Annotated in this window: 20 protein-coding genes and 1 pseudogene; 5 read left to right on the top strand and 16 right to left on the bottom strand. The window is 60.0% G+C overall.

Features of this window, described 5'->3' with window-relative positions; genetic code table 11:
- The first annotated feature begins 49 nt into the window (after positions 1-49).
- Entirely contained in the window at positions 50-1,048 is a 999-nt protein-coding gene (locus ACA055_RS07950) for a sulfate ABC transporter substrate-binding protein (protein WP_497683126.1), read from the top strand.
- A gap of 134 nt (positions 1,049-1,182) precedes the next feature.
- Here the strand turns inward: ACA055_RS07950 and ACA055_RS07945 are convergent, their stop codons facing one another.
- On the bottom strand, positions 1,183-1,812 hold the full coding sequence (locus ACA055_RS07945; protein ID WP_497683125.1) for a hypothetical protein: 630 nt from the start codon (positions 1,810-1,812) through the stop codon (positions 1,183-1,185).
- Positions 1,813-2,046: 234 nt separating this feature from the next.
- Between ACA055_RS07945 and ACA055_RS07940 the strand changes: the two genes are divergently transcribed.
- On the top strand, positions 2,047-3,252 hold the full coding sequence (locus ACA055_RS07940) for an MFS transporter (protein ID WP_497683124.1): 1,206 nt from the start codon (positions 2,047-2,049) through the stop codon (positions 3,250-3,252).
- Positions 3,253-3,348: 96 nt separating this feature from the next.
- Here the strand turns inward: ACA055_RS07940 and ACA055_RS07935 are convergent, their stop codons facing one another.
- The gene (locus ACA055_RS07935) at positions 3,349-3,753 is read right to left on the bottom strand and encodes a type II toxin-antitoxin system HicB family antitoxin (protein ID WP_497683123.1); all 405 of its coding nucleotides are present in this window, start codon (positions 3,751-3,753) and stop codon (positions 3,349-3,351) included.
- Positions 3,753-3,965, bottom strand: a complete 213-nt coding sequence (locus ACA055_RS07930) for a type II toxin-antitoxin system HicA family toxin (RefSeq protein WP_497683122.1) — start codon at positions 3,963-3,965, stop codon at positions 3,753-3,755. Before ACA055_RS07930 ends, ACA055_RS07935 begins: the two co-directional genes overlap by 1 nt.
- A gap of 126 nt (positions 3,966-4,091) precedes the next feature.
- Between ACA055_RS07930 and ACA055_RS07925 the strand changes: the two are divergent.
- Positions 4,092-4,184, top strand: a pseudogene (locus tag ACA055_RS07925) (excisionase family DNA-binding protein); the annotation flags it as partial.
- A gap of 137 nt (positions 4,185-4,321) precedes the next feature.
- Here the strand turns inward: ACA055_RS07925 and ACA055_RS07920 are convergent.
- The 10 genes from ACA055_RS07920 to ccmA all read right to left on the bottom strand — a co-directional run bounded on the left by ACA055_RS07920 (position 4,322) and on the right by ccmA (position 11,687).
- Positions 4,322-4,726: a hypothetical protein gene (locus ACA055_RS07920; protein ID WP_497683121.1), complete on the bottom strand. Its 405-nt coding sequence runs from the start codon at positions 4,724-4,726 to the stop codon at positions 4,322-4,324.
- A gap of 14 nt (positions 4,727-4,740) precedes the next feature.
- The gene (ccmI, locus tag ACA055_RS07915; protein ID WP_497683120.1) at positions 4,741-5,943 is read right to left on the bottom strand and encodes a c-type cytochrome biogenesis protein CcmI; all 1,203 of its coding nucleotides are present in this window, start codon (positions 5,941-5,943) and stop codon (positions 4,741-4,743) included.
- Positions 5,936-6,409 (bottom strand): cytochrome c-type biogenesis protein, encoded by a 474-nt coding sequence (locus ACA055_RS07910; RefSeq protein WP_497683119.1) that lies wholly within the window; start codon positions 6,407-6,409, stop codon positions 5,936-5,938. The genes ccmI and ACA055_RS07910 overlap by 8 nt, the downstream gene beginning before the upstream one ends.
- Positions 6,406-6,942, bottom strand: a complete 537-nt coding sequence (locus ACA055_RS07905; RefSeq protein WP_497683118.1) for a DsbE family thiol:disulfide interchange protein — start codon at positions 6,940-6,942, stop codon at positions 6,406-6,408. The genes ACA055_RS07910 and ACA055_RS07905 overlap by 4 nt, the downstream gene beginning before the upstream one ends.
- Positions 6,939-8,927: a heme lyase CcmF/NrfE family subunit gene (locus tag ACA055_RS07900; RefSeq protein WP_497683117.1), complete on the bottom strand. Its 1,989-nt coding sequence runs from the start codon at positions 8,925-8,927 to the stop codon at positions 6,939-6,941. Before ACA055_RS07900 ends, ACA055_RS07905 begins: the two co-directional genes overlap by 4 nt.
- 3 nt (positions 8,928-8,930) lie before the next feature.
- Entirely contained in the window at positions 8,931-9,386 is a 456-nt protein-coding gene (gene ccmE / locus ACA055_RS07895) for a cytochrome c maturation protein CcmE (protein WP_497683116.1), read from the bottom strand.
- Complete coding sequence (gene ccmD / locus ACA055_RS07890) at positions 9,383-9,559, bottom strand: heme exporter protein CcmD (protein WP_007939192.1); 177 nt, start codon at positions 9,557-9,559, stop codon at positions 9,383-9,385. Before ccmD ends, ccmE begins: the two co-directional genes overlap by 4 nt.
- The gene (locus ACA055_RS07885) at positions 9,556-10,311 is read right to left on the bottom strand and encodes a heme ABC transporter permease (RefSeq protein ID WP_497683115.1); all 756 of its coding nucleotides are present in this window, start codon (positions 10,309-10,311) and stop codon (positions 9,556-9,558) included. Before ACA055_RS07885 ends, ccmD begins: the two co-directional genes overlap by 4 nt.
- A gap of 75 nt (positions 10,312-10,386) precedes the next feature.
- Positions 10,387-11,055, bottom strand: coding sequence for a heme exporter protein CcmB (gene ccmB / locus ACA055_RS07880; RefSeq protein WP_497683114.1), 669 nt, complete (start codon positions 11,053-11,055; stop codon positions 10,387-10,389).
- Complete coding sequence (gene ccmA, locus ACA055_RS07875) at positions 11,052-11,687, bottom strand: cytochrome c biogenesis heme-transporting ATPase CcmA (RefSeq protein WP_497683113.1); 636 nt, start codon at positions 11,685-11,687, stop codon at positions 11,052-11,054. Before ccmA ends, ccmB begins: the two co-directional genes overlap by 4 nt.
- Positions 11,688-11,886: 199 nt before the next feature.
- Between ccmA and fliK the strand changes: the two genes are divergently transcribed.
- Together fliK and ACA055_RS07865 are read left to right on the top strand one after the other, a co-directional pair.
- Entirely contained in the window at positions 11,887-13,452 is a 1,566-nt protein-coding gene (gene fliK / locus ACA055_RS07870) for a flagellar hook-length control protein FliK (RefSeq protein ID WP_497683112.1), read from the top strand.
- Positions 13,449-13,778, top strand: coding sequence for an EscU/YscU/HrcU family type III secretion system export apparatus switch protein (locus tag ACA055_RS07865; RefSeq protein WP_497683111.1), 330 nt, complete (start codon positions 13,449-13,451; stop codon positions 13,776-13,778). Before fliK ends, ACA055_RS07865 begins: the two co-directional genes overlap by 4 nt.
- 134 nt (positions 13,779-13,912) lie before the next feature.
- On the opposite strand, the gene ACA055_RS07860 is transcribed toward ACA055_RS07865, so the two are convergent.
- From ACA055_RS07860 to ACA055_RS07850, 3 genes are all read right to left on the bottom strand, one after another.
- A complete protein-coding gene (locus ACA055_RS07860) occupies positions 13,913-14,305 on the bottom strand; it encodes a DUF2802 domain-containing protein (protein ID WP_497683110.1) in 393 nt (130 codons plus the stop codon).
- The gene (locus ACA055_RS07855; protein ID WP_131061597.1) at positions 14,306-14,791 is read right to left on the bottom strand and encodes a chemotaxis protein CheW; all 486 of its coding nucleotides are present in this window, start codon (positions 14,789-14,791) and stop codon (positions 14,306-14,308) included. It abuts the gene before it with no gap.
- 72 nt (positions 14,792-14,863) lie between these two features.
- Complete coding sequence (locus tag ACA055_RS07850; protein WP_497683109.1) at positions 14,864-15,733, bottom strand: CheW domain-containing protein; 870 nt, start codon at positions 15,731-15,733, stop codon at positions 14,864-14,866.
- Positions 15,734-15,759: the final 26 nt, after the last annotated feature.

Below are 15,759 nucleotides of genomic sequence, written 5' to 3'. Positions count from 1 at the left end.
GCAAATTGCCTCACTTTTAAATAAAAATTTCTAGTACAAGGAATGCGCAGTGAAAAAACTCTTTGGCGCCTCACTTCTGGCCGCTGGCCTGGCACTGACCAGCGTGGCTCACGCCGCACCGACTCTGCTCAACGTTTCCTACGACGTGATGCGAGATTTCTACAAGGACTACAACACTGCGTTCCAGAAGCACTGGCAAGCCGAGCACAACGAAAACATCACCTTGCAGATGTCCTTCGGCGGCTCCAGCAAGCAAGCGCGTTCAGTGATCGACGGCCTGCCGGCTGACGTCATCACCATGAACATGGCCACCGACATCAACGCCCTGGCGGATAACGGCAAACTGGTCCCGGATAACTGGGTCACCCGCCTGCCGAACAACAGCGCACCGTTTACGTCGGCCACCGTGTTCATCGTCCGCAAGGGCAACCCGAAAGCCCTGAAAGACTGGCCGGACCTGCTCAAGGACGGCGTGCAAGTCATCGTGCCGAACCCGAAAACCTCGGGCAACGGCCGCTACACCTACCTCTCGGCCTGGGGTTATGTGTTGAAAAACGGCGGTGACGAAAGCAAAGCAAAAGACTTCGTCGGCAAGCTGTTCAAACAAGCACCCGTGCTGGATACCGGTGGCCGCGCAGCGACCACGACGTTCATGACCAACCAGCTCGGCGACGTGCTGGTGACCTTCGAGAACGAAGCGGAAATGATCGCCCGTGAGTTTGGCCGCGACCAGTTTGAAGTGATCTACCCAAGCGTTTCCGCCGAGGCTGAGCCACCGGTGTCCGTGGTCGACAAAACGGTCGACAAGAAAGGCACCCGCGCTGCGGCAGAGGAATACCTGAAGTATCTGTGGTCGCCACAAGGTCAGGAAATTGCGGCAGCGAACTACCTGCGTCCACGTGACCCGGCGGTGCTGGCCAAGTACACCGACCGCTTCCCGAAGGTGGACTTCCTGTCGGTCGAGAAGACCTTTGGAGACTGGCGCACCGTGCAGAAAACTCACTTCAACGATGGCGGGATCTTTGACCAGATTTACAGTGGTCAGTAACTCCTGAGCCCACTAAAAAAGGCGACCTACGAGGGTCGCCTTTTTATTGGGAGCGGGCAGTCAGGCGAATAAATGCTGGCTGGACCGCCATCTTCGCGAGCAAGCCCGCTCCCACATGGGTTTGCAGCGTGCCATTACATCGGCGGTGTCACGCCGTCCTTGCCCGCCGAAATCGACTGCGCCGTCAACGTCCCATCCGCACTCTGGGTCACAAACGTCACGATCTTCACCCCCACCTTCAGCAAGCTGCGATCGCCCGGCACCAGGTTGACGATCGGTACATCCTCCGGCACCAGGATCTTCTGCTGGCCGCCCTTGTAGTTGACGGTCAAGACGCGGCCATTGCTGACCACCAGATCGCCGACGCTGCCATTGGTCATGCTGCTGCCCTTGGCCAGATCAAAAGGTCGATGGCCGTCGCCGCTGCCTGCCAGTTCCGGCGGGAAGACGTGGACTTCCAGCGCCTTGAGGGTGCCGTCTTCCTGCGGCACGGCAGCGGAGCCGATGTAGCTACCGGGCTTGATGTCTTCGATATTGGCCAGGGTGACGGCCCGGACTTTGGTGTCTTTGTTCAGGTTGATGACCACGTTTTCACCGCTGTTGACGTGGACTTTCAACACGTCGGCGCTCACCCCGGTGATCTCCCCCCGCACGCCGATGCGCATGCCTGGCGCGTCCTGGGCCTGAGCCAGGCCTGTGGTGAAAAAAGTGATCAATGTAACGGCTGAAGCACCGCGAATCAGGTGACGGAACATCGCATTCATGGAAGTGCCTTCCGGTAATGAAACGTGAAAGAGAACATAAGCACGCTATCGAACAAGATGTAAGTGAATGTATCATCGGGCCTCAATGTTCTGACGCAAGGCTCGTCGATGAACATCCTCACGTCTGTCACTCATTCCGCAACGGAATGATTGCTATCACTCCGATCCCTCTTCCGCGGTTCCGGTCAGCCCATTAGCCTGCGCGCATTCCCATTTGTTCAGCGAGACTTCGTGATGAATCCAGCGACTCAGGTGCCCCACGGCACCGCGACAATGACCCGAGGCATGGTGCTGCTGTTTGCCTTCTGCTGCGGCGCCATCGTTGCCAATATTTACTATGCGCAGCCGATCATCGGCTTGATCGCGCCGGACATCGGGCTGACCAGCACCATGGCCAGCCTGATCGTTTCGCTAACCCAGATCGGTTATGCGTTGGGTCTGTTTTTCCTGGTGCCGTTGGGTGACTTGCTGGAAAACCGTCGACTGATGATCATCACGACCGTGGTGGCTATTGCCAGTCTGTTGGGCGCGGCGTTCACCGATCAGCCGAATGTGTTTTTGCTGATTTCACTGCTGGTGGGGTTCAGTTCGGTGTCGGTGCAGATCCTGATTCCACTGGCCGCGCACCTGGCGCCGGAAGAATCTCGCGGCCGTGTGGTCGGCGGGATCATGGGCGGTTTGCTGCTGGGGATTCTGCTGGCGCGGCCGGTGTCCAGCGTGGTGGCCGACCACTTTGGCTGGCGGGCAATGTTTGTGATTGCAGCGGTATTGATGGCGGCCATCAGCATTGTGCTGGCCCTGACCATCCCCAAGCGCCAGCCTGATCACAGTGCTTCTTATGGCCAGTTGCTGGGTTCACTCTGGACGCTGTTGCGCCAACAGCCGGTGTTGCGTCAGCGCGCGTTTTATCAGGGTTGCATGTTCGCCACCTTCAGCCTGTTCTGGACTGCGGTGCCGCTGGAACTGGCGCGCAATCATGGCTTGTCGCAAACCCAGATCGCGATCTTCGCGCTGGTCGGCGCCATTGGCGCCATCGCTGCGCCCATCGCCGGTCGACTGGCCGATGCCGGCCACACCCGCATTGCTTCACTGCTGGCCCTGTTGTTCGCCAGCCTGAGCTTTTTGCCCGCCTTCATCCATCCGGTCTACAGCGTCATCGGCCTGGCAGTGACCGGCGTGGTGCTCGACTTCTGCGTACAGATGAACATGGTCCTCGGTCAGCGCGCGGTCTACGCCCTCGACGCCAAAAGCCGTAGCCGCCTGAATGCGCTGTACATGACCAGCATCTTTATCGGAGGCGCATTCGGTTCGTCGGTGGCCAGCGCGGTGTATGAGCACGGTGGCTGGTTGTGGATCGTCATTATCGGCAGTGCATTTCCGTTGTTGGCGTTGGTGCGGTTTTTGAGTGCGTCAAAAGAACCCTCCCTGGCAACGGCATAAATCGCTGAAAGCTTCGCGGGCAAGCCCGCTCCCACAGGTCATTCGCTAACCCTGTGGGAGCAGGTATGCCCCCGATGACGATGTGACTGAAATCACTCACTGGCGAACCAGCTTCTCCATCGCCGCGTCCGCCAGAAAGGAAGAGCGGCTTTTGACATTGTGTTCACGCACATACCGGTCAATGCGCTGAATCACATAGCCAGGCAGCGTCACGTTGACCTTCTCGGTCTTGCCCATATACGGCGAGATGTCGATTTCCAGCATGCCCCAGCCCATCTCGACGAAGTCGGGATTGCCGAGATGTCCGGCTGTCGACGTTGGCATCGGAATCTCTTGGCCTTCGGCGGCGATTTCTTGAAGCAATATGTGGGCAATTTCCACTGCCGCGTTGTAGGCATCTTCAAAGCTATCCCCAGCCGTGACTGCGCCAGGAATATCGGGGATCTGAATACCGATGGCAGTGTTCTCGTCGCCCCATTCGATACAGATGGGATATTGCATTATGGACCTCCTGCGTAACTGGCTAGCGGGCAAATCAGCCCGGCTCGCCTCCTGATGCTTTTGACCGTCCCGATCGGCAAATCCTTTTTCGGGTGGGGGACGGGAATCGTGTATGGGTTGTAACGGTGAGTGAAGATGTGATGACTGCCGGTGACCCGATCCAGTGTCCAGCCCGCCTCCTCCAGCTCCTTGATCAATAACCTGCTCTGCACCACCAGCCTCCTTGCTCCGGCCAAACAAAAGTAACCCTAGAGTTATCTTTACTCAAGCACAAAAATCCGGATCACGACGTTTGGTTGTTTTACAGGGTGTGATTGAAGCTAAGGAGTGGACGCTACGTCTCACGTCCGCACCTGATCAAACTGCTGGAGTCCGGCGAGTTGTCCTACCATAAAACCGGCAAGCACCGACGTGTGCGCTTTGCCGACTTGAAGGTGCAAGCCATACCAGCTGACGGGAACGATCGCTCCCACAGGGTATTGGGTTGAATCCACAACCATGGACTCCCCAGTTCTTTTTAGTGGCACAAAAAAGGCGACCCGAAGGTCGCCTTGTTCTGTACTTGCTTTTACTGCCCGAACTGCCGTCCCAACCCGCCCGGTACGCCTTGGATATCCGTCTCTTCCCATGGCCCGTTCGGGCTGATCGAGCGGCTCCAGCCGTTATTCCAGCGGTAATAGGTGCGCTGGCGGTAGAAGGTGTTGGTCTGATCATCCAGGACGTAAACACCGAGCTTGGCGTCCCAATGGCTGTTGCCACCCGGTGGTGGCGCGAAGCTAGCGGAGGTGCGAGGCAGTGGTTTGGCAGGTTTGGCCGGAATACTCGGCTTGCTCGGTGTGGGTGCGGTAGAGGGCGTGGGTTTGGGCTGCGAGGGCGGGATCGGCGGCAGCGGCGTCGGCTCGGGCCGCTGGACCGCACAAGCGCTCAGCCCCAAAACCATACTGAGCAGGGTGATACGAGCGATGGCGGTCATAATGGCGTTTCCTGTTATTTATCCGGGCTGTCGATGGTCAGTTGTTGCTGCGCTGTCGTGCTGCTGGCCAGAGGCTGGCTGCGCCCGATCCATTCGCCGGCCGTCGGTTGGCCGGCGCGGGAGATGCGTGCAACCAATTGGACTTCAGGGAAGTTCGACAGTTTCAACTGCGGCATCATGGCATCGGCATCGCCCAGTTCGACGGTTGCCGGCAAGTCGGCCACGGTCAGGCGTTTGGCGGCCAGCGGCGCCGGAGGACCAGAAGTAGCGCGGGCGAAGATGAACACGCTGTCGCCCGGCTGGACTTTGGCTTTCAGGTCTGGCGCCAGATCCACACGCACCTTGAGCAGCGCCGCGACCTTGGCCGCAGGTGCCTGGGCAACCTTGCCTCCGCTGGTTTCGAGTTTTTCGGCGGCCCGGTTGATCCCGCCTTGCAGCGCGGCGCGGGAATTGTCGTCTGGCGGCAGTTGCGCCAGCAAGCGATTCCAATAGTCGATGGCATCCTGATAACGCTCGCTTTCGAAAGCGGCGATGCCGAGCAGACCGAGGCTGGTGACTTCCTTCGGATCGGCTTTCAGCGCTTCGTCGGTCAAAGACTGAATTTTGTCCGACCACTTCTTGCCGTCGGCAAAGTACTGGGCCTGGGCCCATTGTCCGAGCAATTCTGGTTGACGACCGGCCACGTTAGCCGCACGTTCAAAGATCTTCGCCGCATCACCCGGACGATCCTGCGCCATGTAGGTACGACCGAGGAAGTACAGGCCTTCTGCCGAATCCGGTTGAGCCTCGACCGCGCGCTCCAGGCGACGGGTCATTTCTTCAATCGACTGCGGTGCCTGGGCGAACTCCCGGGTCAGTTCGACCTTGTCGCTGGCCCCGAAATGCAGGTACAGCCCAAGACCCAACACTGGCACCAAAATCGCCGCCAGCAATGGCCACGGCTTGCCCAGGCGGGACACGCGCGGCGCCTCGACGCCTTCGGTGTCGGCCAGCAATTCACGGGCGGCTTCGGCACGACCGGTGTCCATCTGCGCAGCGTCGAGAACACCCTCTTCCTGCTGAGTTTGCAACTCAGCCACGCGCTCCTGATAGAGCGCGACGTTCAGGGCAGTACGATCCTCTTCCAGCTGAGCGCGACGGCCACGCAGAACGGGGATCAGCAGAAAACTCAGGGCAACCAGAAGTAGCAGACCTGCAGCGAGCCAGAAATCAATCATTCTTGGTTTTATCCAACAGGTGGTCGAGGCGCTCACGCTCCTCGGCAGATAGCGTGTCCGGGGTGTCAGCGCGTTGCACGCGACGACGGCGGACGATCACGGCGATGATCACGAAACCGCCCAGCAGCAGGCCGGCAGGGCCGAACCAGAGCACAGCAGTCTTGGCGTTCAGAGCAGGTTTGTATCGGACGAAATCACCGTAGCGATCGACCATGAAATCGATGATCTGCTGATTGTCCTTACCCTCGCCCAACATGCGGAAAATCTCTTTGCGCAGGTCGGCGGCGATCGGTGCGTTGGAATCGGCGATGTCCTGATTCTGGCACTTGGGGCAACGCAGCTCTTTGGTCAACTCGCGAAAACGCTCGCGGTCGCCTTCTTTGGCGAACTCGTAGGTGTCGATGGCGGCATGGGCCACTCCGGCCATGCTCAAGCCCAATATTGCGGCGGCGATCCAGCGCTTCATGGCTTGGCCTCGTCGACCAGCGCCTGGTACTTGGCCGCCAGTTTTTCACGCCAGACCTGTTCGTCGATCACGCCAACGAACTTGTCGCGGATGATGCCCTTGGCGTCGATGAAAAACGTTTCCGGGGCACCATAAACACCCAGGTTCAGGCCCAGGGTGCCCGCATCGTCACGGATGTCCAGTTGATACGGGTTGTGGAATTCGTCCAGCCACTTCAAGGCATCAGCGTTGATGTCCTTGTAGTTGATGCCGTAGATCACCACGCCTTGCTTGGCCAGTTTGTTCAGCACCGGGTGCTCGACCCGGCAGGAAATGCACCAGGTGCCCCAGACGTTGACCAGTGCCGGTTTACCCAGGATATCCGCCCGGGTCAGGGTCTTGTCGCCCTGCACCGCTGGCAAGGAAAACTCCGGGAACGGCTTGTTGATCATCGCCGAAGGCAGCTCGGCCGGGTTCAGGTACAGACCGCGATAAAGGAAAACAGCGACCACCAGAAAAATCGCCAGTGGCAAGAGCATCAACCAACGTCTCATGCAGTCGCCCCCGTCATGCCCAGTGCTTCACGCACGCGGCTTTTCACTTTGACTCGATAACGGCGATCCAGCGCCGCCAGCAACCCGCCCAGTCCCGTGAGCAAACCACCGAACCAGATCCAGCGCACGAACGGTTTGACGTGAACCCGAACGGCCCAGGCGCCATCGCCCAACGGTTCACCCAACGCAACGTAAAGGTCGCGGGTGAAACCGGCGTCGATCCCAGCTTCGGTCATCACCGAGTTTTGCACGGTGTAGAGACGTTTTTCCGGGTGCAGCACGCTGATTTCCTTGCCGTCGCGGATCACCCGGACGGTGCCCTTGTCGGAGGTGAAGTTCGGGCCTTCGAAGTGTTTGGCGCCTTCGAACACGAACTGGTAACCGCCCAGGTCCATGGATTCTCCCGGCGCCAGGCGCAGGTCGCGCTCGGCACTGTTCTGGCTCGACAGCACGACGCCGAGGGCGCACACGGCGATGCCGAGGTGAGCAACCTGCATGCCCCAATAGCTGCGGGTCAGGGTTGGCAGGCCTTTGATCAGGCCTTTGTGGCGCGTCTTGTCGAAGATGTCACGCACACCGGCCAGCAACACCCAGGCCGCGAGCATGAACGTTGCGATCACTGCCCAGTTGAAATCGCCGTAAGCGACACCGGCCACCACCGCCAACGCAGCGCTGCCGAGCAATACCGGGGTGAGCATACTCAGCAGCCATTTGACCGGGGTGTCTTTCCAGCGCACCAGCATGCCGACCGCCATCACCATCATCAGCAATGCCATCAAGGGAATGAACAACGCATTGAAGTACGGCGGGCCGACCGACAGCTTGGCGCCGGTCATCGCATCGAGAATCAACGGATACAAGGTGCCGAGCAAGATCATCGAAGCCGCCACCACCAGCACCAGGTTGTTGCCCAGCAGCAGGGTTTCCCGGGACCAGAGGTTGAAGCCCACCTGACTCTTTACCACCGGTGCACGCAGGGCGAACAGCGTCAGCGAGCCGCCGACCACGAACAGCAGGAAGATCAGGATGAACACGCCGCGCTCAGGGTCGGACGCAAACGCATGCACCGACGTCAGCACACCGGAGCGCACGAGGAATGTACCCAGCAGGCTCAACGAGAATGCCGCGATGGCCAGCAACACAGTCCAGCTCTTGAACACGCCACGTTTTTCCGTGACCGCCAACGAGTGAATCAGTGCCGTACCCACCAGCCATGGCATGAACGAGGCGTTTTCCACCGGGTCCCAGAACCACCAGCCGCCCCAGCCGAGTTCGTAATAGGCCCACCACGAGCCCAACGTAATGCCGATGCCGAGGAACGCCCAGGCCACGATGGTCCACGGACGAGACCAGCGTGCCCACGCCGCATCAAGACGACCGCCCAGCAGCGCGGCGATGGCAAACGCGAAGGCCACGGAGAAACCGACGTAACCCATGTACAGCATCGGCGGATGAACGATCAGGCCGATGTCTTGCAGCAAGGGGTTGAGGTCGCGACCGTCCGCAGGAATTTGCGGCAGGATGCGTTCGAAAGGGTTGGAGGTGAGGATCAGGAACAACAGGAAACCGATGCTGATCATGCCCATGATCGACAGCACGCGAGCCAGCATCACTTGCGGCAATTGCCGGGAGAATACCGAGACCGCGAAGGTCCAGCCGCCGAGGATCAACGCCCACAGCAACAACGAACCTTCGTGGGCGCCCCACACCGCGCTGAATTTGTAGTACCACGGCAAGGCGCTGTTGGAGTTGCCGGCGACATAGGCGACGGAGAAGTCATCGGCCATGAAGGCGTAAGTCAGGCAACCGAACGCGAACAGCAGAAAAGCGAACTGCCCCCAGGCGGCCGGCTGGGCCAGGCTCATCCACAAGCGGTCACCGCGCCAGGCACCGAGCAATGGCACCACGGCTTGAACCAGCGCGAAACACAGCGCCAGAATCATGGCCAGGTGGCCTAATTCGGGGATAAAGATTCCAGACATCATCAATCAACCCTCTTTCGCAGGTGCAGGCGCCGACAGACCACTGTCTTTCAAAGCCTTGGTCACTTCCGGCGGCATGTACTTCTCATCGTGCTTGGCCAGCACTTCGTCGGCCACCACCACGCCATCAGCGTTGAGCTTGCCCAAGGCAACGATGCCCTGCCCTTCGCGGAACAGGTCCGGAAGGATGCCGCGATAGCTGATGGTCACGGACTTGTTGAAATCAGTGACGATGAATTTCACGTCCAGGGAATCGCCGGACCGTTGCAGCGACCCTTGCTCGACCATCCCGCCCGCGCGAATGCGTGTGTCTTGCGGGGCTTCGCCGTTGGCGATCTGGGTCGGGGTGTAAAACAGATTGATGTTCTGCTGCAGGGCACTCAGGGCCAGGCCGACGGCAGCGCCGACACCGACCAGGATCGCGAGAATGATGACAAGACGCTTTTTGCGCAGCGGATTCACTGACCGTTCTCCCGGCGCAGACGTCGCGCCTCTTGTTGCAGATACCGCTTGCGGGCCAGGATCGGCGCCGCCACGTTGAGGGCCAGCACCGCCAGGCAGATGCCATAGGCGGACCAGACATACAGGCCGTGATGGCCCATGGCGAGGAAATCGCCGAATGAAGCAAAACTCATCGAGCGACCTCCAGGCTGTTCTGCACTTCGGCCTTGACCCAACTGGCGCGCGCTTCACGCTTGAGCACTTCAAGACGCATGCGCAGCAGCAACACTGCGCCGAAGAAACAGTAGAAACCCAGCACCGTCAGCAGCAGTGGCAGCCACATTTCGGCGGGCATCGCCGGTTTTTCGGTGAGGGTGAAGGTCGCGCCCTGGTGCAGGGTGTTCCACCACTCCACCGAGTACTTGATGATCGGGATGTTGATGACGCCGACAATCGCCAGCACCGCGCAGGCCTTGGCCGCGCTGTCACGATTGCTGATCGCGTTGCCCAGCGCAATGAGACCGAAGTACAGAAACAGCAGAATAAGCATGGACGTTAGTCGCGCATCCCAGACCCACCACGAGCCCCAGGTCGGTTTGCCCCAGATCGCGCCGGTGACCAGTGCCACGGCGGTCATCCAGGCACCAATGGGTGCCGCGCATTGCAGGGCGACGTCGGCCAGTTTCATCTTCCACACCAGCCCGACGATGCCGCACACGGCCAGCATCACGTAGATGGACTGCGCGAGCATGGCGGCCGGAACGTGGATATAGATGATGCGAAAGCTGTTGCCTTGCTGGTAGTCGGGCGGCGCAAAGGCCAGGCCCCAAACTACGCCGACGCCGATCAGCAGCAACGCCGCGACGCTCAGCCATGGCAGCAGTTTGCCGCTGATGCCATAAAACCATTTGGGTGAGCCGAGCTTATGAAACCAGGTCCAGTTCATTACTGTTTCCATCACGGTTGCTCTTCGCTTTGAAGAGCCAAGGGTCTTTACTGGTTAAAAAATAACCAGACCTCATTATTCGCCGACGCTGATCTTCAGGCCAGCAGCTATTGCAAACGGTGTCAGGGTTATCGCCAAGGCGGTCAGGCTACCAAGCCACAAGAGATAACCGGTCGCCGGCATGCCTTGCAATGCCGCCTGCAAGGCGCCACTGCCAAGAATCAACACCGGGATGTACAGCGGCAGAATCAGCAGCGCCAGTAACAGGCCGCCACGCTTCAATCCGACCGTCAGGGCCGCGCCCACCGCACCGAGCAGGCTCAGCACCGGTGTACCCAGCAATAAAGAAACCAGCAACACCGGCAGACAGGCGGTTGGTAAACCGAGCATCAATGCCAACAGTGGAGCGAGCAAAACCAGTGCCAGGCCGGAGAAGGCCCAGTGTGCCAGTACCTTGGCCAAAACCAGAAGAGGCAGGGGGTGCGGCGAAAGGACCCACTGCTCAAGCGAACCGTCTTCGAAATCACTGCGGAAAAGCCCGTCCAGCGAGAGCAAAACCGATAAAAGCGCCGCCACCCAGACCAGTCCCGGGGACAAGGTTTGCAACAATTGAGACTCGGGACCGACCGCCAACGGGAACAGCGCAACCACGATGGCGAAGAATACGAGCGGATTGGCCAGTTCCGCAGGACGGCGGAACAACAGACGAGCCTCGCGGGCGACCAGCAGGCCGAAAACACTCATGCGGCCCAGTTCCCCAAATCAATGTCGCGATAGCTGGCCGGCATCCGGCTCAACGTGTGGTGGGTGGTCAACACCACCATGCCGCCGCGCTCACAGTGAGCGGCCAGATGTTCTTCGAGTTGCGCCACGCCTTGTTTGTCGAGGGCGGTGAACGGCTCATCGAGAATCCACAGCGGCGGGCTGTCCAGGTATAACCGCGCCAACGCCACGCGGCGTTGCTGACCGGCGGACAGGGTGTGACAAGGAACATCCTCGAAACCGCGCAGGCCGACCGCCGCCAGTGCCTGCCAGATGGCCTCATGGGACGCGGGTTGATGCAGGGCGCAGAGCCAGCTCAGGTTTTCTTCCGGCGTCAGCAGATCCTTGATGCCGGCCGCATGGCCGATCCACAGCAGGTTGCGCGCCAGCTCGCTGCGTTGCTGGTTCAATGGCTGCCCGTTCAGCAGCACTTGACCGGCGGTCGGGTGCATCAGGCCTGACAACAGGCGTAATAAACTGGTTTTGCCACTGCCGTTGGGGCCGCTGATTTGCAACATTTCGCCACTGGCCAGTCTCAATTCGAGATTTTCGAAGAGCAGCCGAAGGTCTCGCTCACAGGCGAGGGCAACGGTTTGCAGGACAGGACTGGTCAAGAGATCACGGGCCTTTTTACGGTTCAAGTCGGCAGTAGAGCGGCCGTTAAAGATATGCAGGATAAATGCATTGGCGGCCCGTTCTAAGGAGCTGGATCAAGTTTTTGAAATGTTTTCAGCGCCCTGGATACAACGGGGCGGCATTATACATGCCACGCCCTACTCTAAAGAGGGCAATTTCCTCAGGTTGTGACCGCGTATGACAGGCGAAATGAACATCCTCCCGCTACCGCAGCCGACGCCCGCGACTTCACGTCCGCTGGCTATCAGCAGCGAGTTGCTCAAGCTGCTGACGCCAATGGAGGGCCTGATCACCGCCGGCCAGACCGCCAAGGCTGAAGTGCTGTCGCTCAAGCAGGCGGATCAGACCTTTCAACTGCTGCTCAAGGTCACCCTCGACAGCGGTCGTCAAACCACGGTCCAGGCGACCAGCAACCAACCGTTGCCCCAAGGCACCAACCTGGCGATCACTCAGCCCTCGGCGAGCAGTCTGGCGATTACCGTGCAACAGGCCATCGCGTCCAGCGTCGCCACCCTCACCCGCCTCGACACGGCGCAGTTACCGGTCGGCACCCTGCTGCAAGGTAAAGTGTTGACCTCGCAGGCGATGCCGCCAGTGCCGGGCCAGCCAGCGGTCTTTCGCTCGATGGTGAGCCTGCTCAATACCGCGTTGAGCGGCAGCACCCTGAGTATCGACAGCCCGCAGCCGCTGCGCATCGGCACCTTGCTCAGCGCGCTGGTGCAGGACAGCCAGACGTTGAAATTCGTGCCGCTGAGCAGCCGTCAGGAGCAATTGGCGGTGACCCAGCAACTGGTCAGCCAACAGAGCCGCCAGGGCTCGCTGGATGGGTTGATCAAGCTTCTGCAAAACCTGCCGCCCTCGGATCAGACTTCCGGCGATCTGCGTGCAGCGGTGGACAAGCTGCTCGCCGGCCTGCCGGATGTTCATCAATTGAGCACGCCCAAAGGCCTGGCCCTGGCGTTGGCCAACAGCGGAATGTTCCTGGAAAGCAAACTGGTCGCCGGACAAAACCCGACCCTGGCCCCAGACATGAAGGCCGATTTGCTCAAGCTGATCGCGCAACTGCTGCCGGCCAACACCAATCTCAACGCGATCATTGCCGCCAACACCATGGCTCAGGCGATGCCGAATTTCGTGCGCAGCGCCCTCGGCATGCTCGGGCAGGTCAGCGCCAAACCGTCGCCGACCAGTTTCCCGCTGCCTGAACGCCTGCTGCAAAGCACAGATGACGAAGGCGATCTCGAGCACCTGCTGCGTCTGGCCGCCGCCGCGGTTTCTCGCCTGCAAAGTCATCAGCTGTCGAGCCTGGAACAGACTGGCGTCACCAGCGACGGGCGGTTGATGAGTACCTGGCAAATGGAAATCCCGATGCGCAACATGCAAGACATCGTGCCGTTGCAGGTCAAGTTCCAGCGCGAAGAAGCGCACGAAAAAGAACAACCCCACGAACGGCGCGACGAGCGCGAGCCAAAACAGCAACTGTGGCGGGTCGAGCTGGCGTTCGATATGGAGCCCCTGGGGCCATTGCAGATTCAGGCGCAATTGATCAAGGGCAGCCTCTCCAGTCAGCTCTGGGCCGAACGGCCCTACACTGCCAGCCTGATCGAAAGCAATTTGGCCGCGCTGCGCCAACGCTTGCTGGCGTCCGGCCTGAACGTCGGCGATCTTGATTGCCATCTCGGCACACCGCCACAAGGGCCCCAAACCCGCCTCGAACAACGCTGGGTCGACGAAACCGCATGAAAAACCCCAACACCCCGCGCCAGGCCATCGCCCTCAAATATGACGGTACGCACGCCCCTACCCTCACGGCAAAAGGCGACGAAGAACTGGCCGAAGCCATTCTGAAAATTGCCCGCGATTGTGAAGTGCCCATCTACGAAAACGCCGAACTGGTGAAACTGCTGGCGCGGATGGAGTTGGGGGACAGTATTCCGGAGGAGTTGTACCGCACGATTGCCGAGATCATCGCGTTTGCGTGGAATCTGAAGGGCAAGTTTCCGGCGGGGGATGATCCGGATGCGGTGATGGTGGAGAAGGATGTCACTGCACGCGGGGATGATTACTGAGTTTTCGAGGCCGCCTTCGCGAGCAAGCCCGCTCCCACAGGGGATTGGAGGTGGACACAAAATATGTGAACACCACCAATCCCCTGTGGGAGCGGGCTTGCTCGCGAATGACTATTCCAGCCGAATCGCAAAAATCAGCTCTTGTGCAACTTGCTCATCAACTCCGCCTCGGCCTGGGTCAGGCCGCAGGACTGGGTCAGTTCGTCGACGCTCGCGCCCATCCCGACCAATCGCGCCGCCTGGGCAAACGACAGACTCGACGGATCGCGTTGTTCCAGTTGAGCCAGTTTGTCCGGCAAAGGCCCCACGACCGCGCGCAGTTCATGCAGGTCTTCCCCCATGCGCACGCTGCCGCTCTGGTAGTTGTCGACGCGCTTGGCCAGGTCCTTGATGCGCTGATCACGCAGCGCATCGCCCTCGGCCTGTTGCGCGGCGATCTGCTTTTGAGCGCGAATGTACGCCAGAAACATCGCCAGCGTGCCTGCCCAGAAGAGGAACAGGACAATGACCGCCACCTCAAGAATCAATCAGATGTTCTCCAGGTCCGACCATTCTTCTTCGCTCATCATCTTGTCCAGTTCGACCAGGATCAGCAATTCGTTGTTCTTGTTGCACACGCCTTGAATGAACTTGGCGGACTCTTCGTTACCGACGTTCGGCGCGGTTTCGATTTCCGACTGACGCAGGTAAACCACTTCAGCCACGCTGTCGACCATGATCCCGACAACCTGCTTGTCGGCTTCGATAATGACGATACGGGTGTTGTCGCTGATCTCGGCATTCATCAGGCCGAAGCGCTGACGGGTGTCAATTACGGTGACCACGTTACCGCGCAGGTTGATGATGCCCAGCACGTAGCTCGGGGCACCCGGGACCGGGGCGATTTCGGTGTAGCGCAGGACTTCCTGAACGCGCATCACGTTGATGCCGTAGGTTTCATTGTCCAGCTTGAAGGTTACCCATTGCAGGATCGGATCTTCGGAACCTTTTGCAGACGACGCCTTATCATTCATACCCTGACCCCTCGAAAAACCGCCCTAGCGGTGTGTGTTCGGTGCGTCGGCAGTCACTGCCATCGCATGTTTTTATGTTGGTTTGTGAGTCGGCTTGCTGCCGCCCATATGCTTGGCCCCGCCACTGGCGATCAACTCGGCCAGCGCGGCAACGTCGAGCAACGCACACATGTGTTCAATCACCGTGCCCGCCAGCCATGGCCGTTGACCACGGTGGCTGCGCCATTTGATTTCGTTCGGGTCCAGGCGCAACGAGCGACTGACCTGATGCACCGCCAGCCCCCACTCGTAGCCCTGAACCGAAATAACGTATTGCAGGCCCTGGCGGAAGTCATCGCGATAACGATCCGGCATGACCCAGCGCGCCGTATCCAGGACCTTCAGGTTGCCGGCCTGGCTCGGCAGGATGCCGAGGAACCATTCCGGCTGACCGAACAGCGGCGTCAGCTCGTGACCCGCCAGGGAGTAAATCGAACCCAGGCACACCAGCGGTACCGCGAGGGTCAAACCGGCGACATCGAACAACAGGCATTCGAAGGGCTCCGCCGCCCATGCCGGACGACCGTCGGTTGCTACCGGTGGCGGCGTGTTGCTCGGTGGCAGATGGACTTCGACGACCGGCGGCACCAAGGCTTGCAGCAGGGGGGCGATGGTCGAGACCGGCGCCAGGATGGGGGCCGGTGCTTCAATCACAGCCAGCGGAGTTTGCACAGCCACTGGCGCAACCACTGGCGCGGCGACGGCGGCAGGCTTCTGCGCATCCCGGGCCTGCTCTTCGAGCACAGCGGCCTGGAACTCGTCCAGCGCCGCTTCAACTTCAGGCACCTCGGGAAGTGCTTCGATTTCCGCCGGCAACTCTTCGGTCGCATCCATCAGCAAGCTGTCCAGGTAGGACTGCAACGCCAGTTGCGGACGCGAAGTGATTTTCACCGGCCGATTCATGGGCGCACCACGCAAGGAATGCTCAT

The organism is Pseudomonas sp. LBUM1657, assembly GCF_059716075.1.
This window is presented reverse-complemented; position numbering and strand designations above follow the sequence as displayed.